Here is a 22,338-nt window from a genome sequence, read left to right on the forward strand (position 1 = left end):
GAATCTGGTAAGGTTCTGCCATTGAGTAACGGCTGAATCATTAACTTTGAATCACCTATGTTAGCTCGGACGCGAAATAACTGCCATTCACGGCACAAAAACCTTCCTTCGCGTAGTCAGCGAAAGTAGGTACATTTTCCCTCCCAAGCCCTAGAAGAGGTCAAAAAGGTCGACAAACAACGTTGTTGGCAAATCTTCTAGGTTCGGTCAAGAACATGCTTCAACTGGAGCATCGTTTTTCGCGGGAGTTAAATTCGCCACGCTGGGCGAGCTAGAAAACGACTGGCGAAATAGTAGACACAAATCAATTGAGAGAACGCGGGGCAAACCGACTTGGGTTACTGCTTTGGCCGGGGGGGGGTAGTATTCAATCTAGCATTTCCCCAGTTTGGCCCACGCTCAGCTGTCCGCCTTTAGCCACCTCAACATAGACACCCATGTCCATATGACCCATCAACTTCCGAATTAGATAGGGTATCTTCAAGTCCCGCTCGGTCGTATCCGGGTTCACCTCGGTGGCTGCACACCGTTTCGTACGTGAGAGTATCTTTAACTCGACATCGCCGAATCTAAGAACTGATCCAACTGCGCCCAGCTCAGAAAACGGGGGTAAGCCTTCTATCTCAATATTCGCCCGGAAGCGTGCTGGGTGGATTTCCGCGTTCAGTTCTTCACCCAATTTCTCCACCGACGCCAGATTCAGAACGGATATCGCATTCATCATTTTAGGTGAGACGACAGACACATCTGTAAACCGATGAGGAGCAGACGAAACGAAATTTGGCGGTTCGGGATCTTTTAAGTCGATCTCTGAAGACAGGAACCTTGCCGCATTCATCCGTTCGTCTGGTGCTTGCATACTAAAACTGTGAGTTTTGCCGCTCGCCTGGATCTCAAGAAATTGGGTCTCAATATCAAAACTCGTCTTAACGCCTGCAAGCGCAGCTTCATTCAACAAAACAACAAAGCGATCTTTCGGCAATGGCTGAGGGTTCCGCGCGTCGAAACCGGAGTTGTAGCGCGCGAACCCGAACAGGCGATCACCTGGAATCCCCTCCCCCGCTCGCAGCGCCACGGTTTGCATGGGCTCGGCACTCAAACCTTTAATTGGGTACCGGTTCAACCTGACGATAGAGAGCGTGTTCATACGTCTGCACCTGACCAAACGAGTTATACACGATCCTGCTTGGTCCGTGCTGTTTGACGCTATCTCTAATTCTCCAAGGTATCGACCAAATAATCTGTGAGTGCCTCAAAAGCGTGTTCGCTAAACCTTCTGGACACATCATTGCCGTGATTGCGGTCTGTACCGATTTTGGTCAACAGGGCCTCATAAATCCTAACTGCCAAAAATACACGCGCATCAACGCAAAAAAGTAAATTCAATAAAATCAATGACTAAAAAGAGGTTTTAACAACCTTCCTTGACTATTTGAGGTACGAACCTCAAAAAATTCTGGACTTGAGGTGCGTACCTCAAATAGCCTTGGAAGTATGCCGCGATTCGCACATCCTCGATTGACGGCGCAAAAAGGGAGGAATGGATGACTTACACAAAACTGGCCTCGGCCAGCGCAATAGTCCTTGCCGCTACTACTCTTTCTACCAAGGCAAATGCTGAAGATCTGACGCTTTGTTGGGCTGCATGGGACCCGGCCAACGCGCTTGTTGAGCTATCGAAAGAATTCGAAGCGGAATCCGGGCACACGATGAACTTCGAATTTGTTCCCTGGCCAAATTTTGCGGACCGGATGCTGAACGAGTTGAACTCGGGGGGTAAGCTCTGCGACCTACTGATTGGTGACAGCCAATGGATCGGCGGTGGCGCTGAGAATGGTCACTATGTCCAGCTGAACGAGTTCTTCGATGCTGAAGGCATCAGCATGGACGATTTCGCGCCGGCCACTGTTTACGCGTACTCCACCTGGCCTAAGGGTACACCAAACTACTACGCGCTGCCTGCGATGGGCGATGCAAACGGCTGGTTCTATCGCAAGGACTGGTTCGAAAACCCCGACATCCAAGCCGCATACAAAGAGGCAACTGGTCAGGACCTCCGTGAGCCTCAGTCTCAGAAAGAGTTGTTGCAGATCGCACAGTTCTTCCAAGGTCGTGAGATCGACGGCAAGACCGTCTATGGCGCCGCAATCTTTACCGAGCGCGGCTCGGAAGGGATCACTATGGGTGTGACCGGAGCGCTGTATCCTTGGGGCTTCAAATACGAAAACACCCCGGGCTCATATGACATGGAAGGCGCGGTAAACTCACCCGAAGCGGTTGAGGCTCTGGAGTTCTACAAGGAATTCTACGAAACGGCGACGCCTCCGGGATATACCAACTCCTATATGGGTGAGAGCTTGGACGCCTTTAAATCCGGTCAGGTTGCCATGGCAATGAACTGGTTCGCGTTCTTCCCCGGACTCTATGCCGATCCCAACACCGGCGGTGACAAGATCGACTTCTTTGTGAACCCACCACAAAATCAGGCAGGTTCGACACTGGGCGGACAAGGTATCTCTGTTGTCAGCTACTCTGACAAACAGGACGCCGCACTTGAGTATATCAAGTGGTTCGCACAGCCAGAAGTTCAGGCCAAATGGTGGGAGCTTGGCGGCTACTCAGCACATAACTCCGTGCTGGAAGATCCTGGCTTCGTGGACAGCCAACCGTTCGCCGGTGACTTCCTGGAAGCGATGGGCGGTGTGCAGGATTTCTGGCAAGAGCCTGCCTATGCGGAACTTCTGCTGGCCATGCAGAAACGCATCCACGACTACGTTGTTGCTGACCAAGGCACTGCGCAAGAAGCACTTGATCTTCTGATCGAAGATTGGACGGAAGTCTTCGAAGACGAAGGCAAGCTGTAACCCGGACAAAGGCAGGAGCGGGTGCAATCCCGCTCCACCTTCACCCGTGAGTCCTACACCAACAAGAACTGGCAAAGAGATGTCTGACAGGACCGTAGATCGCGTTGCGCAGGCAACGCCCGAGCGAGTTGCGCGAAAAATCCGGGGACTATCCGACCGCGCGATCGCCTGGATATTCATCTCCCCAACGATTTTTCTATTGCTGGCGATCAACATCTTTCCGCTGATCTGGACCATCCAACTGAGCTTTACCAACTACAAGGCCAATCGGATCGGGCGTGAAGTCAAAGATGTCGGGCTCAGGAATTACGAGCGTATCCTGACGGACTCGGACACCTGGCTGAACATGCAGGCAACGGCGCACTTCCTATTCTGGACGATCTTTTTCCAGGTTCTGATCGGGTTCGCGCTGGCGTGGTTGATCAACAAGAAATTCAAGGGCAACGATCTTTGGACCACGATTATCGTGCTGCCGATGATGCTGTCTCCGGCTGTTGTCGGGAACTTCTGGAAGTTCCTGTACCAGCCTCAGATCGGCCTGTTCAATTACATCGTGTCCTGGTTCACCGGCAAGGACCCGTCGAGCTTTGAAATGCTTGGATCAGTCACGTTAGCCCCATGGGCGATTGTGATTGTCGACACGTGGATGTGGACCCCCTTCGTGATGCTGATCTGTCTCGCTGGGCTGCGCAGCATTCCTGACTACATCTACGAGGCGGCTGAAATCGACCGAGCCAGCAAGCTGCGACAGTTCTTTACGATTACCATCCCGATGGTTCTGCCGTTCCTCATGCTCGCTGTGCTGTTTAGAGGCATTGAGAACTTCAAGATGTTCGACCTGGTGGTTCAGCTCACCGGCGGTGGGCCGGGGTCTGTTACGGAACTCACTTCGATCAACCTGAAACGCGAAGCCTTTGAGAAATGGCGTACGGGCTATGCGTCAGCCTATGCGATCATCCTTTTCGTCACCGTGTTCGGCCTTGCGTCGATCTACGTCAAAGCCCTGAACAAGGTGAAACAGAGATGAGCAGTTTTTCCGTCACTGAACCTTCGAACCGGTCCAAGTGGATCGCCGGTTCTCTGGTCATCACCTATGCGCTGATCACAATGATCCCGCTGGTATGGATCTTACTGACTGGCTTCAAGTCTCCGGCCGATGCGATCAGCTATCCGCCCAAAGTGGTCTTTGACCCCACGCTTGAAGGCTACGTCAATCTCTTCACCACGCGTACACGGCAGACGCAGGAGTTTCTGGAAGCGAACCCACCGCAGAACTGGGCTGATGAGATCGTCCGCCAATACGACATGGTGATTGTCGGGCCATCCAAGTTCGGCGAGCGCTTTATGAATTCGGTTATCATCGGATTTGGCTCGACTTTCTTGAGTATCTTCCTTGGCACGCTGGCCGCCTATGCGTTCAGCCGATTTAAAGTACCGCTCAAGGACGATCTTCTGTTCTTCATTCTTAGTACAAGGATGATGCCACCGGTTGCTGTTGCCATCCCAATCTTCTTGATGTTCAGAAACCTCGGTTTAAGCGACACGCATCTCGGGATGATCCTGCTTTACACGGGCGTGAATATCTCCCTGGCGGTTTGGTTGCTGAAAGGGTTCATCGACGAAATCCCCAGAGAGTACGAAGAAGCCGCCCTCATAGATGGCTACACGAGGTTTCAGGCCTTCTACAAAGTGGTGCTGCCGCAAGCCGCCACAGGCATCGCGTCAACTGCGATCTTCTGCCTGATCTTCGCCTGGAATGAATACGCGTTTGCCGTGCTGCTGACATCCGCGAATGCGCAGACTGCACCTCCGTTCATTCCGACGATTATCGGTATTGGCGGCTTGGACTGGCCCGCGGTGGCAGCAGGTGCCACGATCTTCCTGATCCCTGTCATGATCTTCACCATCCTGATGCGCAAACACTTGCTGCGAGGGATCACATTCGGAGCCGTACGCAAATGAGCGAGTTTCTGACCGGATTACTACGGCTCCGCCGCGGCCCATGGGAGATGGTTGCAACCATCCTGATTGCACTGGGTGTCTTCATGCTGATGCAACCCTTTGTCCTTTGGGCCTTCACCTACTCTTTCATCGTCACGCTGATCGGAACCGTCATGTTCATCATCGTCAGTCATTTCCCGGAGTAGAAATGGCCCAGATCGTAGTTAAAAACGTAAAGAAGATGTTCGGCGATTTCACGGCTGTCCGCGAAAGTTCGTTCACGATTGAGGACGGCGAGTTCTTCATGCTGCTGGGCCCGTCCGGATGCGGAAAAACCACGACCCTGCGTATGATCGCAGGGTTGGAGCTTCCAACGTCGGGTGAGATTTATCTGGACGGCGAAGAGATCAGCCAGCGCCCGCCGTCAGAGCGGGACATTGCCTTCGTGTTCCAGATGTTCGCGCTGTACCCGCACATGAACGTACGCAAGAATATCAGTTATCCGCTGATATCGCAGGGTATGCCGCGTGCTGCTGTCAAAGCCAAAGTCGAGGAAGTCGCGGGAATTCTGGGCATCAACGATATACTCGATAGCCCGGTAGGTGGACTATCAGGCGGCGACAGGCAGCGCGTGGCGCTGGGTCGCGCGATTGTTCGCGAACCCAAGGCGTTCATGATGGACGAACCGCTGGGTGCCTTGGATGCCGAGTTTCGTGAGCATATGGCCGAAGAACTACGCGCGCTTCATGATCGCATGGGCGCAACCACTGTGTACGTTACGCATGATCAGCTGGAGGCCATGCAAATGGGCGACAAGATCGTGGTGATGAACAATGCTGTGATTGAGCAATTCGGCACGCCGCAGGAAATCTACGACAAACCAGCTACGATGTTCGTTGCGGACTTTATCGGGTCTCCTTCGATGAACTTCCTGCCGTTTCAAGGAAAGGTCGCGCCTGGCTCGGAAATGGTTCGACTGAATGGCCATGACGAAGCCGTGCCCAAACTGATGGAAGGGGCGGAAGGTGACTTGGTTTTCGGCGTACGCCCCGAGCATGTTTTTCTGTCAGACGACAGCGCTTACCGGGCCAAGGTCCTGGCGGCAGAATATCTGGGAACTACCCAGATCGTGACGCTGCAAAGCCCGAACGGAGAGCTGAAAGCTCGAATTGATGCACGCGAAACCGTTAATCCCGGCGAGACGGTGGGATTGGAGTTCCGCTCTCCCGCAGTAACGCTATTTGAAGAGTCTACCGGGCGTGCTTTGAGATCCGCTCTGAACGACGAGGTACTAAGCAATGGCTGAAGTCGTATTGGAGAATATCTCGAAATCATTCGGCAACGTCAAAGCGGTAGATGATATCTCAATGACGATCCCCAACGGGGCCTTTGTGGTTTTGTTGGGCCCGACTGGTGCGGGGAAAACAACGACGCTGAGATTGATATCCGGGCTTGAGAAACTGGATTCAGGAACGGTGCGCATTGCCGGGCGTGACGTTGGAATTGATACACCTGCCCAGCGCGATGTGGCGATGGTCTTCCAGCAATACTCGCTGTACCCGCATATGACGGTGCGCGAGAACCTGTCTTTCCCTCTGCGGTCGCCGATCCTGAAGACGCCAGAGGATGAGATCGCGAGGAAGGTCAACGAAGTCTCAGAAATCCTCCAGATCCCGCACAAGCTGGACAACAAAGCCACCGAACTGTCAGGCGGCGAAATGCAGCGTGTGTCGATCGGACGGGCGCTGGTGCGCGATCCGCAGATCTTCCTAATGGACGAACCGCTCAGCTCTTTGGACGCCAAGCTACGGGCGGATCTGCGGGTCGAGTTGAAGAGGATTCAGGCCGATCTGGGGTCAACCTTGCTCTACGTGACCCACGATCAGGTCGAAGCCATGACAATGGCGACGCATATCGGCGTTTTGGAGAACGGCCGATTGGTTCAGTACGGAACACCCCGGGATATCTATGAAAACCCGGGCAGTGTTTACGTTGCCAGCAGGTTGGGTTTGCCACGGATCAACATCCTGCCGTCTGAGTTGTTCGGAGGCGATCACAAAGGCCCGCAGATTGGTCTTCGCCCGGAAAACATCATTGAAGGCGAAGGTAGTGAAGCGCGTGTGATACGCGCCGAGCATCTGGGCGATCAAACACGGCTGCACCTGGACCTGAATGGTCACCCGGTTGTGACCTTGATTGATGTCCATCAGGACTACCCATCTGGAAAGATTATAAAAATCCGTCCTAACAACCCGTTGTATTTTGACGCGTCCGGCGCGCGCGTGAATTAAGGAGCAAAAGCATGGCCCAGTTCCTCAACACAAAAGAAACCCTGGTGACAGAGGCCATAGACGGCCTTCTGGCCTCTTCTGGCGGTCGGCTTACTCGGCTGGACGGCTATCCGCATATCAAGGTTGTTTACCGGTCGGATTGGGACAAGTCGAAGGTCGCCCTGGTATCCGGAGGAGGGTCTGGTCATGAGCCCGCCCATGCCGGTTTCGTTGGCGCTGGTCTGTTGACGGCAGCGGTTTGCGGTGAAGTGTTCGCCTCACCCTCGGTGGAGGCGGTTTTGGCCGGCATTCTTGCGGTCACGGGTGAGGCTGGGTGCTTGCTAATTGTCAAGAATTACACGGGTGACCGGTTGAATTTTGGACTGGCGGCGGAACGCGCCCGCGCTTTGGGTCGCAAGGTCGAGATGGTCGTTGTCGACGATGACATCGCCCTGCCCGACCTTCCGCAACCACGTGGCGTTGCGGGAACGTTGTTCGTTCACAAAATCGCCGGAGCGCTTGCCGAAAGCGGTGCCGATTTGGACACCGTCACCGCCGCAGCGAGACGCATCATAGCAAAGGTTGTCAGCATCGGTATGAGCCTGGACACCTGTACCGTTCCGGGATCTCCGAAAGAAGACAGGATCGCGCCGGGGAAGGCAGAGCTTGGCTTGGGTATCCATGGTGAGCCCGGCGTACAGCAAGTCGAGTTCTCAAACGCGGTATCGGCCATGTCCACAGTGGTGGAGAAGCTGCAGCAAAGAGTGGGCGATGGGGACTGCGTGGCGTTGGTCAACAACCTCGGTTCAACTACTCCGCTCGAAATGGCTGTCCTCACCCACGCCTTGTCCGAAACCGGGATTGCCCAGCATATCATTGGCCCGGCCCCCATGATGACATCGCTAGATATGCACGGGTTTTCGGTTTCCATTCTGCCCGTGGATCAGGACGATTTGTCAGCCCTTGAAGCTCCCGTTGATCTGGCCGCGTGGCCCGGGGTCAATTCCATCGACCCGATCAAAGTAGCACCATTGCCTGATGGCCTGACCCCAATCGATCCAATTCCTTCGAACAATCCCGCAACAAAGGAAACGATCACCCGGTTGTCTAAGCTGCTGATCAACGCCGAGAAAACCCTAAACGAGCTGGATGCGAAGTCCGGAGATGGCGATACAGGAAGCACACTGGCCACTGCCGCAAGAGCATTGCAAGGTAGCCTTGACCGCATGCCGCTGGCCGATCTGACGCAGCTGTTTCCGGCGTTGGGCAACGAACTGAGCCAGACAATGGGTGGGTCATCAGGTGTGATCCTTGCGATCTTCTTCAATGCAGCCGGGGATGCCTGTGCAAGCGGAGCCTCCGTGCCGAAATCCCTTGTCGAGGGCCTGAACCGTGTCAGCCAGGTCGGAGGTGCCAAAGTCGGTGACCGGACAATGATTGACGCCTTGGCGCCGGCACTTGCCGCGCTACCATCTGGTCTGACACATGCGGCCGAGGCTGCCCGCGAAGGCGCGAACAACACCGCAAATATTCGTCGTGCGAAGGCGGGCCGGGCAGCCTATGTTCCCGAAGAAAACCTAGTTGGACATAACGATCCCGGCGCCGAGGCTGTTGCTTTGTTGTTTGAAGGCTTGGCGCGGGAGATTGAGGGCTGAAGAACACGTGGAAGACCAAAAACAAAAACTAGAATTGGTGAAAAAGCCAACCGTCAACGACCTCGCGCGCGTCGCTGGTGTCAGTCTCGCGACTGTTGACCGCGTCTTGAACAGACGCCCCGGCGTGCGGGCCGTAACCGTACAGAAAGTACAAAAGGCAATTGATGAGCTGGGCTATGTGCGCGATACGGCCGCGGCCAACCTTGCGCGAAACCGAGTTTACAACTTCCTCTTTGTTCTGCCGGACACTGACAACGAGTTTGTGGAGGCAATCAGCAGTCAGATCGCAGAACAATCCCGTGACCAATTTATCGAGCGGACCCGCATTGCGATAAAGAAGGTCGCTCCGTTCGAGCCGCAAGATATCGTCAACATTCTGGATGCTGTCGACAGTTTGGATGTAGACGGAGTCGCCGTTTTTGGGCCAGAAACGCCTTCTGTCCGCGATGCTGTCAAAAGGCTCAGGGACAAAGGCGTTCCGGTGGTTGCCTTGGTATCTGACTTGCCAAGTTCTGAGCGAGACCATTTTGTGGGAATCGATAACGTTTCGGCAGGACGAACCGCCGCTCAGCTGATGGGGCGGTTTGTCCATCGCGACGGCAAGGTCTTGGTTCTTACAGGATCCCGTTTGGCGCGTGACCACCTGGAGCGTCGCCAAGGCTTTGACATTGTCGTGGCCGAGGAATTTCCGCACCTCCAAGTCGTAGCGTCGGTTGAGGGCCGGGATGACCCTGATCTGATTTACAAGATGATGCCCGAGATCTTTGAAACCTATCCGGATCTGGTCGGAATATACTCGTCAGCAGCGGGCAATGCCGGCCTGATACAATTTCTTTCGGAGAACAGGTTCAGCAAAGATCTGGTGATCATAGCGCATGAGCTTACTCCGCTCAGTCGTGAGGCGCTTAGGCTTGGCACATTTGACGCCTTAATCTCACAAGACACCGGGCATATAGTTCGTTCCGCAGTCCGTCTATTGCGCGCAACTAAGGACAAGGTTCCGTTCAACAAAGCGCAGGAACGTATCCGTATCGACATCTATCTAAAGGAAAATTTACCGCCATAGAGGCTTAGGTTTTGGGGAGGAAATTTTATGAAGACGATCAAAGGTCCAGCTTTGTTTCTTGCGCAATTTGCGGGGGACGAAGCACCGTTCAATTCGTGGGACGCGATCACCAAATGGGCGGCTGATTGTGGATACAAAGGCGTTCAGGTCCCCAGTTGGGACGGCCGGTTGTTCGACCTTGAACAGGCCGCGTCCAGCACCGGCTATTGCGATGACTTCAAAGGCAAAGCCAGGGAGAATGGCGTCGAAGTCACCGAACTCTCAACGCATCTTCAGGGCCAGCTTGTGGCCGTTCACCCAGCCTATGACAGCGCGTTTGATGGCTTTGCTGCCGAAAGCGTTCGCGGGAACCCGAAAGCCCGGCAAGAATGGGCAGTGGATCAGGTCAAAAAGGCTCTGTCAGCGTCAAAGAACTTAGGCATTTCGGCACATGCGACATTCTCAGGCGCTTTGGCCTGGCCCTATGTTTACCCTTGGCCGCAGCGTCCTGCGGGCTTGATTGAAACGGCATTTGATGAGCTCGCTCGTCGTTGGGTACCGATCCTTGATCACGCCGAAGACTGCGGCGTTGATGTCTGCTACGAAATCCACCCCGGAGAGGACCTCCACGATGGTGTGACGTACGAGATGTTTCTGGAACGGACGGGAAATCACTCACGGGCCTGCATGCTATACGACCCGTCGCACTACATCCTGCAATGCCTCGACTATCTTGACAATATCGACATCTACAAAGACCGGATCCGGATGTTCCATGTCAAAGATGCCGAGTTCAACCCAACAGGGCGGCAGGGTGTTTATTCCGGATATCAAAGCTGGGTTGATCGGGCCGGGCGGTTCCGGTCGCTTGGTGATGGCCAAGTGGACTTCGGTGCGGTCTTCTCAAAAATGGCCGCGAATGACTTTGATGGCTGGGCTGTGGTCGAATGGGAATGCTGTCTCAAGCACCCCGAGGATGGCGCGCGCGAAGGCGCTCAATTCGTATCAGATCACATCATACGTGTGACCGAGAAAGCCTTTGATGATTTCGCCGACGGTGGCGCCGACGAAGCCGCCAATCGTAAAATGCTGGGGATTGAGTGATGGTCACAGGACGCAGTGAAGAAACCTCGGGTCGTATTCGCCTTGGCATGGTTGGCGGCGGAAACGACGCATTCATAGGCGGCGTTCATCGCATAGCCGCGCGACTGGACGACAAGTTTGAATTGGTCGCTGGTGCTTTGTCTTCGACGCCAGAGAAATCTCTGGAAAGTGGTCAGGCATTGGGGCTCGAACGGGTCTATGAAGACTTCAAACAAATGGCGATCCGCGAAGCCCGGCTGAAATCCGGAATCGAGGCGGTCTCAATCGTCACGCCAAATCACGTCCACTATGCAGCTGCGCGCGAGTTTCTGAAACGCGGTATTCATGTGATTTGTGACAAGCCACTCACCTCTACCCTTGCCGATGCAAAAAAGCTGGTCAAAGCAGCAGAAACCGCGAATGCCCTGTTCATTTTGACCCACAATTACACGGGCTATCCGATGGTTCGGCAGGCGCGTGAAATGGTTGCCAACGGCGATATTGGCAAGATTCGTGTGGTTCAGGTTGAGTACCCGCAGGACTGGCTGACCGAGCAGCAGGATTTCAAACAGGCTGAGTGGCGAACTGATCCCGAACGCTCGGGCGCGGGTGGATCAACCGGTGACATCGGAACCCATGCCTACAACCTCGCTTGCTTTGTAACCGGGCTGACAGCGGAAAGCCTGGCGGCGGACTTGCAGGCCTTTGTGCCGGGGCGCAAAGTCGATGACAACGCCCACGTCTTGCTTCGCTTCGAGGGCGGAGCGCGTGGAATGCTGTGGTCTTCTCAGGTGGCTCCCGGAAATGAAAACGCACTTCGGTTGCGGGTCTACGGCGAAAAAGGTGGGCTGGAGTGGGCCCAGGAAGATCCCAATTACCTTTGGTTCACGCCATACAACGAACCCAAGCGCCTGATCACCCGAAATGGTGCTGGAGCTGGTGATGCTGCCAATCGTTTGAGCAGAGTCCCTCCGGGCCATCCCGAGGGATACCTTGAAGGTTTCGCCAATATCTATGGAGAGGCTGCTGAGGCGATCCAAGTTTTCCGAAATGGGAGTTCGCCTGATGCGTCGGTTGTTTATCCAACGGTTTATGACGGGCTCAACGGTGTTAAGTTTGTAGCCGCATGCGTGCAAAGCTCTTCAAGGAATGCGGCTTGGGTTAGCTTGACTTAAAACCTGGTTGTGGGCGTAGGGCATACATCTTGGAAGGCGTCGTGAGTATCTACCAAAAACCGAAGCGCGCAACCTATAGCTGAACACTCCGGAACAACGAACCGCGGACGCCACCGAACCATTGCTATGTAAAGCGATCTCTGGTTGAGTGACGACCGTTCAGTGGAACAAATACGAAAGGCTGCTTTGCGGACAAAGCCATCCTTCGGTCCGATCCAAGAAACTGGAGGTTCCGGTCCCATAGCCGAAATTCGTCTACTTGTCGCAAGTCGATCCAAGTCGGCATTCCCTCCGATCAGTTTTCTGTATGTAAAACAATGCCATTCAGGTTTGCTCTCTTCCTGTTTCATCTATCCCAGTTGCGAGAGGGTTGGCATTCACCCCTGCCAACATCTTCATAACTTCGGCTTTCCAGCCCGCTTTGATCTTTAAAGCCAGTTGAGATGGTGGTCGGTGGTCTGGCTCAAGAAGCGCGTACTCATATCTGAGCGGTTTTTTGAAGGGCACGAACGCGACTTTTCCGCTGGACAGGTTTAGTTCTCGTTCAGTCGCTACGGTCAAAGGATCCACGATCGAATAACATTGACCTGAGCTCACAAAGGGTATCAGGGGTAGAAAGTACTGACAGGTCACTGTTGGGTTGTAGTCAGCTGAAACATCTTGAAACTCTTGTCGAATTTTGCGCTGGAACGGGTGCGTGGCATGCAATCCCCCCATAGGCGCTCCGTCGAGATCGGAAATGGATACGGTTCTGCTTGAAGCAAGCGGGCTGTCACGATCAACGGCACAAAAACAATCTGCCCGGATCAGTTCTGTTGAATATTGAGGCTCCTTTCCGGTTGAATGATCGAAGTCTGCAAAGCCGAAATCAATATTCTGCGTGCCCGCAAGCTCAATAATCTGAGGCGAACTGCGTGTAGACAACGTGATACGTATCTCGGGGTTTTCGCCGACTGATTGGCTGATAAAACGCGGGAACAAGAAAGCGGATGGACCCGGCATTGTAGCGATATTCAAGCTGCCGGAATGCCCTTTGATCAACCCTTCCATTGTACTGGAAATCGTCGCGAGGCGGTCCAGAATACCTGTTGTTTCGGCCAAAAGGTAATGCGCTTCGGGAACCGGGACCAATCGCCGTCCCTTACGCTCGAACAGTGTCAGGCCAAGGGTCTTTTCAAGGTTCTTCAAGGCCAAACTGATCGCAGGCTGGGTGCGGTTCAGTTTCTTGGCGGTCTGAGAGATAGAGCCGGTCTCCATCACCTCGCGAAAAACGGTCAACTGCATAAGGTTCATGTTTAATCTATAAACTAAACCTTAGTTTTATGAAATATAACAAATTTGTATTTATGAAAATTGCTACTACGCTTGCATGATCGAAATTCGGCCAAACCGAATCCGACGATCCAACAAGGGAGATGATGATGAAATTTGTGAAATGTTTGACGGGACTGGCCCTGGCAGGCGCACTTGCCGCCCCGGCATTGGCGCAGGACCCAACTTTTTTCCGCATTGGCACTGGCGGCGCAGGCGGAACTTACTTCCCCATTGGCGGCACCATCGCAAACGGAATCTCCGCCCCTCCGGGTTCGCGCCCCTGCGAAGAAGGCGGCCAGTGCGGCGTACCGGGGCTAATTGCTATCGCTCAATCCACCACCGCGTCTGTGTTCAACAATGCCGCCGTTCAGAACGGAGAGCTTGAGGCCGGTCTGGCCGCAGCCGACGTCACCCGCTCGATGTATCTGGGTGAGGGTAAGTTCGAGGGCAAACCTCATCCCAATCTTCGCATCGTGGCCAACCTGTTCCCCGAAGACCTGCACTTGGTTCTGCCTGCCGGCGAGACAATCAACGATCTAAGCGATCTGGAAGGCAAGCGTGTCGGCATCGCGCAAGCCGGTTCCGGTACACAGGTTGCCGTGCTTCAGATGCTCGATGCATGGGGCGTCAACCGCGACAACATGGATGAGGCCGAGCTGAACAACAGCCAAAGCGCCGAGCGTCTGGCTGACGGTCAGCTTGACGCCTATTTCTACGCTGCAGGCTGGCCGGTCGCCGCAATGGTGCAGCTGTCGTCAACCAAGGGCATGAACCTGCATTCCTTCAGCGACGAAGACATGGCGAAGATCAATGAGATCATCCCGGCATACATCCCCTCGGCCATCCCGGGTGGCGTCTATGAAGGTATCGACGGTGAAACCAAGACCCCGGCGGTTAGCGCGATGCTGGTGGTGTCCTCGGAACTATCCGATGAACTGGTATATGGCCTGACCAAGGCGTTGTGGAACGACAATACCCGCAAGCTGCTGGACAATGGTCACGCCAAAGGCAAGCAGATCACTCCCGATACGGCGCTGGATGGCGTCGAGGCGCTGGGTGTACCCCTGCATCCTGGGGCCGAGAAATTCTATAAAGAAGCCGGTCTGCTTCAGTAACCGTACCTTACTGACACCTGTCGTCGGTGCCCCTGCGCGGGGCACCGCACTCTGGAATTATGCGAAATCGGGGGGCCATCATGTCCGAGACCCAGAAACTTGATGACCACGAATTGACGGCCGAGGAACTGGCCGCCATCGAAGAACAGTTCGACGAAGGTGCCGCCGTCCGGCAGGTCACGCCCGCCGCGGGCAAGGTGCTGCGCGTTGTTGCCCTGATCCTTGCGTTCTACGAATTCTTCACGGCCGGTTTTGGCCTGCCCGCCGACCATTGGCACATGGGTATCTATCTGGCCCTGCTGTTCATTCTGGTCTACGCGACAATTCCGATAATCGGTTCCAAAAACCTCTATGCGCTTAAGGTCAGCCGGTTCCGCATCGGCAACATCCCCCTGTACGACTTGGTGTTTATGGCGCTGGGGATCATTGCAGCGCTGTATGTTGGGGTCGCATGGCGCGGCATTCCGTTTCTGGGGATCGAGGAACAGACGTTCCGAATGGGCAACCCGAACACTTATGACGTTGTTTTGGGCGTAATCATCATCCTGCTGGTTCTGGACATCGCCCGCCGCACGCTGGGTTGGGTGCTGCCAATGATCATTTGTGTGTTTATCTCATACGCCCTGTTGGGTCCGTACTTTCCCGGCTTGCTGCAGCATCCAGGTGTGAACTTCAAAACATTCGTGTCGTCGATGTATTTCCCGCAGGAAGGCATCTATGGCGTCACACTCTGGGTCGTCTCGACCATCGTGTTCCATTTCGTCCTGTTCGGCGTGATCGCGCAGCGCACCGGATTGGGGCAACTCTTCATCGACAACGCAACCATTTTGGCGGGCCGCTATACCGGTGGGCCGGCAAAAGTGTCGGTGGTATCCTCGGCGTTCTTCGGCACGATCTCGGGCTCTTCGGTGGCCAACACCGTTTCGACCGGCGCGCTGACCATTCCCAACATGAAGCGCCTTGGGTACCCCGGCCATTTTGCGGGCGGCGTCGAAGCTGCATCGTCAGCCGGAGGGCAAATCACGCCGCCGATCATGGGGGCAGCGGCCTTCATCATGGCAGAGTTCCTTGAGGTGCCCTACACCACCATCGTCATCGCCGCGATCTTCCCCGCGATCCTTCACTATGTCGGAGTCTTTGCGGTGGTGCACCTGATGGCACGCAAGCTGAACCTGCAAGGCTTGGCGAAAGAGCAACTGCCACAACTAAAGGCCGTCTGGGCCGAAGGTTGGGCCAACATTGTACCTCTGATCGGGCTTCTGGTCGTGCTGTTCACAGGATATACGCCGTTCATGTCCGCCTTCTGCGGCATTTCTCTGGCAGTGATCGCAGGCATGTCGCGCATCAAACAGCCGCCCACGCTGATCTATGCCGCAGCGTTCCTAGCCTTCGTGCTGTGGAAATTCTCGGATGGCGGGTTCGATCTGACGATGACAGCGATCCTGTGTGCCTTGTCGGTGATCGCCACGCTGAACCCACAGAAACGCATCGAAGTACCCGAGATGCTGCAAGCGGTTGAGTTGGGAGTGAAATACTCGCTGGCCGTGGGCGCCGCTGCTGCCGCCGTCGGCATTGTCGTCGGTGTTATCAACACAACCGGCATTGGCTTCCGAATCGGGTTCATGGTCACTCAGGGCGCGGGCAATCTAGCCGCTGATCTGTACAATATGATCTCGTTCGGCAGCTGGCAGCTGTTTGCGATGGAAGACCTGCAACTGTTCATTTCGCTGGTCTTCATTGCCATTGTTTGCATCCTGATGGGCGCAGGCATCCCAACCACTGCGCTTTACATCATGCTGGTCTCAGTCGCACAGCCCGCGCTGGCGCAGCTGGGTGTCCCGCCGATCGCAAGCCACCTGTTCGTACTCTATTACGGTGTGGTGTCCGAGATCACGCCGCCCGTCTGCACCTCGGCCTATGCGGCAGCGGCCATTGCGAACTCCAACCCGTTCCGAACTGGTCTCTCTGCCTTTACCCTAGGGTTGGGCAAGGTGATCGCGCCAATGGCCTTCGTTTATGCGCCGGTTCTATTGTTCGTGTCCTCAACCGGGTTCAACCTGTGGGAATTCACCTACACTGCCACCAGTTGTATCGCCGGGGTCATCGCCCTGTCCGCAGCTGTGGTCGGATACTGGCTGAAACCGCTGAACATTGCGTCGCGTATCCTGATGGCCATCGCGGGGGTGATCTTTGTTGCGCCCAGCCTGACGGCTGACCTGATTGCGCTTGCTGTCGCCTCGCCGGTCATTGTCTCCCAACTGATCGCGCGCAACCGCAGCCATTCCCCGGCCTGATACGATGACAGAACAAGTGACCATCATCGGCGCGGGGATCGTCGGCATCTGTTGCGCGCTGTCGCTGCAAGAACGGGGCATACCGGTCCGTCTTGTTGACCGGAGCGACCCTGGACAGGAAACCTCGTTCGGCAATGCCGGGGTTGTGTCACCCTGGTCGATCATTCCGCAGGCCGTTCCGGGCATTTGGAAAAAGCTGCCCCAGATGCTGTTGGACCCGAAAAGCGCGCTTTCGGTCCGGGCGTCCTTCTGGCCGAAGATGATCCCGTGGGGGCTGCGTTTTCTGGGAAAGTCCGGCGAAAAGACGGTTCGCGAAATCTCAGATGCGATGGAGATTTTGTGTCGTCCGTCCATTGATCTGTACCGTCGGCATCTGCAGGGCACTGGCCACGAAGCGCTGATCGTGGACAGTTACTACATCCACGCGTTCCGCAACCCTGAGCAGGCTAACCTAGATGATCTTGGCTATTTGATCCGCCAGGAAAAAGGCGGTGAACTGGAGCGTGTCGATGGCGTTGAATTGCAGCGCCTGGAACCAGCGCTGTCAAAAGACTTCAAGGCTGCGGTTGTGATCAAAGGTCAGGCTCGCGCAACGTCTCCCGGGCGTTTGGGCGCTGTATTGGCCGAAAAAGCACGTGCGCAAGGGGCCGAGTTTGTGCGGTCCGAAGTCACCAAGCTGAGCCACACCGAAGACGGTATTTGGAAGCTTGCCACGTCACATGACACGCTGCACGCGCGCAATGTTGTCCTCTCGGCCGGAGTGTGGTCTGCCGACCTGCTCAAACCCCTTGGCATACCTGTGCCGTTGGTGGCCGAGCGGGGTTACCACGTCGAATTCCCGGCCCCCTCGGCTGTACTGAACAACTCGGTCATGGATGTGGACGCAAAGGTTGTCGCAAGTTCGATGCAGGGCGGCCTCAGGGTTGCCGGTACGGCGGAGTTTGGCAGTGTCGATGCCCCAGCAGATCCGCGCAAGAAAAAAATACTCACCGATCAAGCAAAATCTTTGGTGCCGGACCTCAACACTGGTGAGGCACAGTTCTGGATGGGCCGGCGCCCCTCTTTTCCCGATAGCCTGCCAGCGATTGGGCCGCTGAACGGAAATGGCGGGCTTTTTGCCGCCTTCGGCCATTCTCATTACGGGCTGATGATGGCGCCAAAGACCGGAGAACTTGTGGCGGATCTGGTGTCCGGACGCAGCCCGAATATCAACTTGGACCCGTTCTCGCTGGCCCGTTTCTAAATCTCCTACTCGAAAGGACCTGAGCACCATGCCAATTTACGAAGGTGGCCAAAACATATGTGGGGCTTCGATCGGGGTTTTGTGCCTTGAAAGCTATTTCCCCAAACCGCCCGGGCACATCAAGAATCCGTCCAGCCTCCCGTTTCCCGTTCTCTACGAAATGATCGACGGCATCACCGTACCGACCCTACTCAACAACCCGACACCCGATCTACTGGCACCCTTTATCAAGGGCGCGCAACGGCTTGAGGCCGAGGGCGTTCGGGCAATCACGGGAAGCTGCGGATTTCTGGCTTTGTTTCAAAAGGAGCTGGCTGCGTCTGTTTCCGTACCCGTCTTTGCATCCAGCTTGATACAGGTGCCTTTGGCCTTTCACATGACCGGGGCGAATGCGCCGGTGGGCGTGTTGACCGCGGATGCATCTGCCCTGACGCCGAAGCATTTCGAAGGCGTCGGAGCGGCGGGCATTCCCGTGGCGGTACAAGGCCTAGAGGACACCAACGAATTCGCTGAGGTGATCCTACGAAACACGCGCACCCGTATGGACACCGATCTCATCGAGGCTGAAGTCCTTGAGGCGGCGCGGCGACTTAAACACCAAGCGCCGGACATACGATCGCTGGTATTGGAATGTACCGATTTACCGCCTTATGCGGCGCGCCTTCAGGACGAGTTGCAGCTTCCCGTCTTCGATTTGACGACTCTGGCGCAGATGGCGCATACCGTTGCGACGCGCAAATCCTATGTTGGCATCATGCCTTGGACCTAAAGGAACAGCAGTATAGCGTGGGACTTGGAGGATTTTAGTGTCCGTCGACCTAACCATCCTGATGGTTGCCATCGGCCTCGGCGCAATGCTGCAGGTCGGCGTCGGCATCGGGTTTAGCATCCTTGCCGGACCGCCTTTGATGATCTTGCTTGGTACATCAACGGCTGTTCCAATGCTGCTGCTTTTGAATACGGTCGTTTCAGCGGTCGCGACAGACCGACAGGTGCTGAAGGCCGACCGACAGACCATTCGAACGGCAATCATCGGATGCCTCATCGGAGTGGTCGCGGGCCTTGTCGTATACCCTTGGCTGAGCGAGGCGTTTGTCCTTGCCCTAACCGCCAGCCTGTTGCTGATCGGGCTTGTGACAACCTTGCTGCCCTTACGTCGCTCAATTGGAACAGCAGGGTTTTCGACCGTTTCCGGCTTGTCCGGGCTGGCGACTGTTTGGGCAGCGACGCCCGGCCCGCTAATGGTTTTCGGATTGATTGCGAAAGGACGCCCAGCCAAAGAAGTTGCCAAGTTGGTTCAACCCATTGCGCTGGTGGCATACGGCATCGCATTCCTGTTGCACAGCCTGTCCGAGACTCAAGCCTTCGCTTATGGCCCGCAGCTATGGGGCTTCGTAGCGCTCACATTGATCGGCAGCTTTTTTGGTCGTGCAGTGGGTCCCTATTTGCCTCAGACCTTGGTCACAACGGCTATCCGCGTGGTATCACTGATAGCCTGTGGCGTTCTCTTTCATCGCGCATTTGCGATCGCGTAAACTCGAAGGGCAGACGATGACAAAAGACAACAAACTGGACAGATTTCCTCGTGCCCAATTCATGTCGGGCCCAACCCCATTGGAGCGGCTGGACAGGTTGTCTTCGGAATTAGGCATCGACCTCTGGCTGAAACGCGATGACCTAACCGGGCTTGGGTTTGGCGGAAACAAAACGAGGCAGCTTGAGTTCTATTTCGGTGATGCCCTTCAGAAAGGTGCGGATACCATTCTGATCACCGGCGCAGTTCAGTCAAACTTTGTTCGGTCTGCGGCAGCCGCCGCAGCAAAACTTGGCATGCAATCCGTCCTGCAACTGGAAGAGCGTGTGTCCGATATGGGCGAGGCGTATTACAGCTCTGGGAATGTGTTGCTGGCACAAATTCTGGGTGCCGAACACATGACCTACCCCGAAGGCGAGGACGAAGTCGGTGCGGACGCTGCGTTGCACGCTCGTGCCGACGAGTTGAAGGCGCAAGGGCGTACACCTTATGTCATTCATCTTGGATTAAACCATCCGCCTTTGGGTGCTTTGGGCTACGTCGTCGCTGGACAAGAATTGTGTCAGCAGATGCCTGATATCGATGCGATTGTTGTACCCTCAGGTAGTGGAGCCACACATGGCGGCTTGTTGACTGGAGTAGCCTTGGAAGAAAACACCGCTTCTGTGTTTGGCGTCTGCGTACGCCGCGATCGCGATAAGCAAATGGCCCGCATGAAAACCGTTCTGCAGAAACTAGCGGATTTGTTGGATATCGACGCAGCGCCGTTGCATGACAGGCTTAACGTCATGGACGAAGCGCTGCCTCCCGGCTACGGCAAACTCAGTGGAGGCACGCGGGCTGCATTGGACAAGATGGCTCGCAAAGAAGGAATATTCCTTGATCCCGTCTATACCGCAAAAACCTTCGCAGGGTTGTTGCATTTGGTAAGCGCAGGAAAAATCCAAACCGGGCAGAAAGTAGTCATGATTCACACGGGTGGGTTGCCTGCACTCTTTGGGTACCAAAACGAGTTGGCAAGCGACCTATCCTAAATCCGCAAATACCCCCCCAAAAATAATTTTCCCTACTGAGAAAACAGAGAACAAAACCATAACCCGGATCGAACCCGCGCTCTTCCAAAGCCTAAAGCGGAATTGATTTCCCGCCTCCAGAACACCCTGTAGACAGAATAAACCTACGATCAAATCAATTCCCTTTCCGTGCCTCGATGACCGTTAAAGCACTTGATGCTCCGATGCCGACAACTGCAACAAGAGCTCAAGTGGGGACCTTATCCGCAAGACCCGTAGATGACGGAGCGGCGGGACAAAGCAGACATATTCTTGCGCCGAACCTTGTCATCCGTATGCTCATTTTGACAACAGAAGAAACGGAGCATTCGCCTACATGAATTTTTTCTCCCGCAGAACTCTCTGGTCCTTCTCAATGGCTTTCGCTTCGTTGATGACCGTACCAAGCCTTTCAATCGCACAGGTTTCGGAGACTGTAACCTCTCAAGTCATTTATGTTCCCTCTTACTCGCGAGTTTTCACGCAGGAGGGCCGCAGCGAGCCCCTCGCGTCTACCCTTGTTGTACACAACGTTAGTATTCAATCAGAGATCAAAGTTGAGCGTGTCGACTATTACGACAGAGCGGGGCAGCTTCTGGAAACTCTCATAAACGAGCCCGTTCAACTGATGCCATTTGGGTCGATCAATGCGCTTGTACCTATTGGTAGCGTCGGAGACGGGATTGGCGCGAACTTCGTCGTCACCTGGTCGGCAGAAGTGCCAGTACAGCCCCCCATCATTGAAGCAATCATGGTCGGTGGAAGCGGCACTCAAGGAATCTCGTTTACCAGTCGAGGTCAAGTGTTGTCACAAGAACCGTAGCACCCATCACTATTTTTGTTTCGATATAACCAACTCGATCATCGCGCCAATACTTAGTCCTATCTGGTTTTTTGATTGCCACAGCAACAGGAGCCCACTTTGGGCTCATAGCCAACCCTAGCTGCCATGCGTTCGGATGGTAGCAGGGCGGACAAACCGGCCTTTCCCAATATCTTTCTTTAGGCAGAATCAGAGCCAAGTAACTCCGTTCATTTCAGAAAAGAAGTAACGCGTAATATGACGCAAAGATCTTTTCAATGCATGTCGCTGAACGAACCAAAACTTCAAGATTTTTTCGCGACAACATAGCGGCTTTGGAGCATTGAGGCTTGATCAGACGTATAGAGGATATCGAAGCCTGCGGACGCAATCTTCCTCTCAAGCACTGATCCAGGCACAAAATGCACAAACGGGGCTTTCCCAAGAGCCTGCATGATTGGGATCGCGACCCGACTGATCATCGCATACTTGAAACCACCGCTCTCAGGTGCGCAAACGGTTTTGGATATGAAAAACCCACCGGGTTTTGTAAGTGCGGAAATGTGCTCAAGCGCTTGGTCCAAATCGGGCAGGAGATGAAGTAAATTGTGCGCCAGGACCGCATCGTAAGACCCTTCGTCAAGACCGTGCTCAAGAACTTCGGCCACCTTGAAAGTGACATTCTCCAATCCTTCTTTCGCACGCTTCTCATCGGCAATCTCGATCATGCCCGGAGCGAGATCCGTCGCGGTGATATGGGCAACATGCGGTGCAAGCAGCAGCGCGGTTGAACCCGTCCCGCACCCGATTTCCAGTACGTTGTCGTCTGCTTTCAGGTACGACTTCGTAAGCTCAAGTGTTTTCAGATACCCTTCCATATTTCGGATTGGGTCTGCCGCGTACTTTCGCGAGATTTTGCTCCAGAACGCGGCATCCTTGGACAAAGCAGTC

The 22,338-nt window shown here is 54.9% G+C and carries 20 protein-coding genes; 17 read left to right on the forward strand and 3 right to left on the reverse strand.

Going from position 1 to position 22,338, the window contains the following annotated elements:
* Positions 1 to 367: 367 nt before the first annotated feature.
* Complete coding sequence (locus ACR0B5_RS11160; RefSeq protein ID WP_480540403.1) at positions 368 to 1,147, reverse strand: MOSC domain-containing protein; 780 nt, start codon at positions 1,145 to 1,147, stop codon at positions 368 to 370.
* 397 nt (positions 1,148 to 1,544) lie between these two features.
* Between ACR0B5_RS11160 and ACR0B5_RS11165 the strand changes: the two genes are divergently transcribed.
* The 10 genes from ACR0B5_RS11165 (at position 1,545) to ACR0B5_RS11210 (ending at position 12,033) form a co-directional block, all read left to right on the forward strand.
* Complete coding sequence (locus ACR0B5_RS11165; protein WP_170375848.1) at positions 1,545 to 2,864, forward strand: ABC transporter substrate-binding protein; 1,320 nt, start codon at positions 1,545 to 1,547, stop codon at positions 2,862 to 2,864.
* A 79-nt stretch (positions 2,865 to 2,943) separates the two neighbouring features.
* Positions 2,944 to 3,891: a carbohydrate ABC transporter permease gene (locus ACR0B5_RS11170; RefSeq protein WP_155150124.1), complete on the forward strand. Its 948-nt coding sequence runs from the start codon at positions 2,944 to 2,946 to the stop codon at positions 3,889 to 3,891.
* Positions 3,888 to 4,826 (forward strand): carbohydrate ABC transporter permease, encoded by a 939-nt coding sequence (locus ACR0B5_RS11175; RefSeq protein ID WP_480540405.1) that lies wholly within the window; start codon positions 3,888 to 3,890, stop codon positions 4,824 to 4,826. Before ACR0B5_RS11170 ends, ACR0B5_RS11175 begins: the two co-directional genes overlap by 4 nt.
* Complete coding sequence (locus ACR0B5_RS11180) at positions 4,823 to 5,011, forward strand: hypothetical protein (RefSeq protein ID WP_155150119.1); 189 nt, start codon at positions 4,823 to 4,825, stop codon at positions 5,009 to 5,011. Before ACR0B5_RS11175 ends, ACR0B5_RS11180 begins: the two co-directional genes overlap by 4 nt.
* Positions 5,012 to 5,013: 2 nt before the next feature.
* Complete coding sequence (locus ACR0B5_RS11185) at positions 5,014 to 6,111, forward strand: ABC transporter ATP-binding protein (RefSeq protein ID WP_480540407.1); 1,098 nt, start codon at positions 5,014 to 5,016, stop codon at positions 6,109 to 6,111.
* A complete protein-coding gene (locus ACR0B5_RS11190) occupies positions 6,104 to 7,096 on the forward strand; it encodes an ABC transporter ATP-binding protein (RefSeq protein WP_170642541.1) in 993 nt (330 codons plus the stop codon). Before ACR0B5_RS11185 ends, ACR0B5_RS11190 begins: the two co-directional genes overlap by 8 nt.
* Before the next feature lie 11 nt (positions 7,097 to 7,107).
* Positions 7,108 to 8,730: a dihydroxyacetone kinase subunit DhaK gene (locus ACR0B5_RS11195; RefSeq protein ID WP_170642540.1), complete on the forward strand. Its 1,623-nt coding sequence runs from the start codon at positions 7,108 to 7,110 to the stop codon at positions 8,728 to 8,730.
* Between the two features lie 7 nt (positions 8,731 to 8,737).
* Positions 8,738 to 9,796 carry a LacI family DNA-binding transcriptional regulator gene (locus ACR0B5_RS11200; protein WP_170678223.1) on the forward strand — a complete coding sequence of 353 codons (1,059 nt, stop codon included), beginning with the start codon at positions 8,738 to 8,740 and terminating at the stop codon, positions 9,794 to 9,796.
* A 27-nt stretch (positions 9,797 to 9,823) separates the two neighbouring features.
* Positions 9,824 to 10,879 carry a sugar phosphate isomerase/epimerase family protein gene (locus tag ACR0B5_RS11205; RefSeq protein ID WP_170678225.1) on the forward strand — a complete coding sequence of 352 codons (1,056 nt, stop codon included), beginning with the start codon at positions 9,824 to 9,826 and terminating at the stop codon, positions 10,877 to 10,879.
* Positions 10,879 to 12,033 (forward strand): Gfo/Idh/MocA family protein, encoded by a 1,155-nt coding sequence (locus tag ACR0B5_RS11210; protein ID WP_480540409.1) that lies wholly within the window; start codon positions 10,879 to 10,881, stop codon positions 12,031 to 12,033. The genes ACR0B5_RS11205 and ACR0B5_RS11210 overlap by 1 nt, the downstream gene beginning before the upstream one ends.
* 324 nt (positions 12,034 to 12,357) lie before the next feature.
* Here the strand turns inward: ACR0B5_RS11210 and ACR0B5_RS11215 are convergent, their stop codons facing one another.
* Positions 12,358 to 13,326: a LysR family transcriptional regulator gene (locus ACR0B5_RS11215; protein ID WP_480540411.1), complete on the reverse strand. Its 969-nt coding sequence runs from the start codon at positions 13,324 to 13,326 to the stop codon at positions 12,358 to 12,360.
* 128 nt (positions 13,327 to 13,454) lie between these two features.
* Here ACR0B5_RS11215 and ACR0B5_RS11220 point away from each other — a divergent pair, with 128 nt between their 5' ends.
* From ACR0B5_RS11220 to ACR0B5_RS11250, 7 genes are all read left to right on the forward strand, one after another.
* Complete coding sequence (locus ACR0B5_RS11220) at positions 13,455 to 14,462, forward strand: TAXI family TRAP transporter solute-binding subunit (protein ID WP_170377124.1); 1,008 nt, start codon at positions 13,455 to 13,457, stop codon at positions 14,460 to 14,462.
* Positions 14,463 to 14,542: 80 nt separating this feature from the next.
* Positions 14,543 to 16,756 (forward strand): TRAP transporter permease, encoded by a 2,214-nt coding sequence (locus ACR0B5_RS11225; protein WP_480540413.1) that lies wholly within the window; start codon positions 14,543 to 14,545, stop codon positions 16,754 to 16,756.
* A 4-nt stretch (positions 16,757 to 16,760) separates the two neighbouring features.
* A complete protein-coding gene (locus ACR0B5_RS11230; protein ID WP_480540415.1) occupies positions 16,761 to 17,999 on the forward strand; it encodes an NAD(P)/FAD-dependent oxidoreductase in 1,239 nt (412 codons plus the stop codon).
* A gap of 28 nt (positions 18,000 to 18,027) precedes the next feature.
* The gene (locus tag ACR0B5_RS11235; protein WP_480540417.1) at positions 18,028 to 18,768 is read left to right on the forward strand and encodes an aspartate/glutamate racemase family protein; all 741 of its coding nucleotides are present in this window, start codon (positions 18,028 to 18,030) and stop codon (positions 18,766 to 18,768) included.
* Positions 18,769 to 18,805: 37 nt separating this feature from the next.
* Complete coding sequence (locus tag ACR0B5_RS11240; RefSeq protein ID WP_480540419.1) at positions 18,806 to 19,534, forward strand: TSUP family transporter; 729 nt, start codon at positions 18,806 to 18,808, stop codon at positions 19,532 to 19,534.
* 16 nt (positions 19,535 to 19,550) lie between these two features.
* Positions 19,551 to 20,567 (forward strand): D-cysteine desulfhydrase family protein, encoded by a 1,017-nt coding sequence (locus ACR0B5_RS11245; RefSeq protein ID WP_480540421.1) that lies wholly within the window; start codon positions 19,551 to 19,553, stop codon positions 20,565 to 20,567.
* 355 nt (positions 20,568 to 20,922) lie between these two features.
* Positions 20,923 to 21,408, forward strand: coding sequence for a DUF3124 domain-containing protein (locus ACR0B5_RS11250; RefSeq protein ID WP_480540423.1), 486 nt, complete (start codon positions 20,923 to 20,925; stop codon positions 21,406 to 21,408).
* 284 nt (positions 21,409 to 21,692) lie between these two features.
* Here the strand turns inward: ACR0B5_RS11250 and ACR0B5_RS11255 are convergent, their stop codons facing one another.
* A complete protein-coding gene (locus ACR0B5_RS11255; RefSeq protein WP_480540425.1) occupies positions 21,693 to 22,331 on the reverse strand; it encodes a class I SAM-dependent methyltransferase in 639 nt (212 codons plus the stop codon).
* Between the last annotated feature and the right edge of the window lie 7 nt (positions 22,332 to 22,338).

The organism is Ruegeria sp. AG1 (assembly GCF_056541705.1).

Coding starts and splice junctions, on each gene's coding strand:
- ACR0B5_RS11160 (WP_480540403.1), bottom strand. CDS start 1,147: ATGAACACGCTCTCTATCGTCAGGTTGAACCGGTACCCAATTAAAGGT.
- ACR0B5_RS11250 (WP_480540423.1), top strand. CDS start 20,923: ATGAATTTTTTCTCCCGCAGAACTCTCTGGTCCTTCTCAATGGCTTTC.
- ACR0B5_RS11165 (WP_170375848.1), top strand. CDS start 1,545: ATGACTTACACAAAACTGGCCTCGGCCAGCGCAATAGTCCTTGCCGCT.
- ACR0B5_RS11210 (WP_480540409.1), top strand. CDS start 10,879: ATGGTCACAGGACGCAGTGAAGAAACCTCGGGTCGTATTCGCCTTGGC.
- ACR0B5_RS11230 (WP_480540415.1), top strand. CDS start 16,761: ATGACAGAACAAGTGACCATCATCGGCGCGGGGATCGTCGGCATCTGT.
- ACR0B5_RS11245 (WP_480540421.1), top strand. CDS start 19,551: ATGACAAAAGACAACAAACTGGACAGATTTCCTCGTGCCCAATTCATG.
- ACR0B5_RS11180 (WP_155150119.1), top strand. CDS start 4,823: ATGAGCGAGTTTCTGACCGGATTACTACGGCTCCGCCGCGGCCCATGG.
- ACR0B5_RS11215 (WP_480540411.1), bottom strand. CDS start 13,326: ATGAACCTTATGCAGTTGACCGTTTTTCGCGAGGTGATGGAGACCGGC.
- ACR0B5_RS11170 (WP_155150124.1), top strand. CDS start 2,944: ATGTCTGACAGGACCGTAGATCGCGTTGCGCAGGCAACGCCCGAGCGA.
- ACR0B5_RS11190 (WP_170642541.1), top strand. CDS start 6,104: ATGGCTGAAGTCGTATTGGAGAATATCTCGAAATCATTCGGCAACGTC.
- ACR0B5_RS11185 (WP_480540407.1), top strand. CDS start 5,014: ATGGCCCAGATCGTAGTTAAAAACGTAAAGAAGATGTTCGGCGATTTC.
- ACR0B5_RS11235 (WP_480540417.1), top strand. CDS start 18,028: ATGCCAATTTACGAAGGTGGCCAAAACATATGTGGGGCTTCGATCGGG.
- ACR0B5_RS11220 (WP_170377124.1), top strand. CDS start 13,455: ATGAAATTTGTGAAATGTTTGACGGGACTGGCCCTGGCAGGCGCACTT.
- ACR0B5_RS11175 (WP_480540405.1), top strand. CDS start 3,888: ATGAGCAGTTTTTCCGTCACTGAACCTTCGAACCGGTCCAAGTGGATC.
- ACR0B5_RS11225 (WP_480540413.1), top strand. CDS start 14,543: ATGTCCGAGACCCAGAAACTTGATGACCACGAATTGACGGCCGAGGAA.
- ACR0B5_RS11205 (WP_170678225.1), top strand. CDS start 9,824: ATGAAGACGATCAAAGGTCCAGCTTTGTTTCTTGCGCAATTTGCGGGG.
- ACR0B5_RS11195 (WP_170642540.1), top strand. CDS start 7,108: ATGGCCCAGTTCCTCAACACAAAAGAAACCCTGGTGACAGAGGCCATA.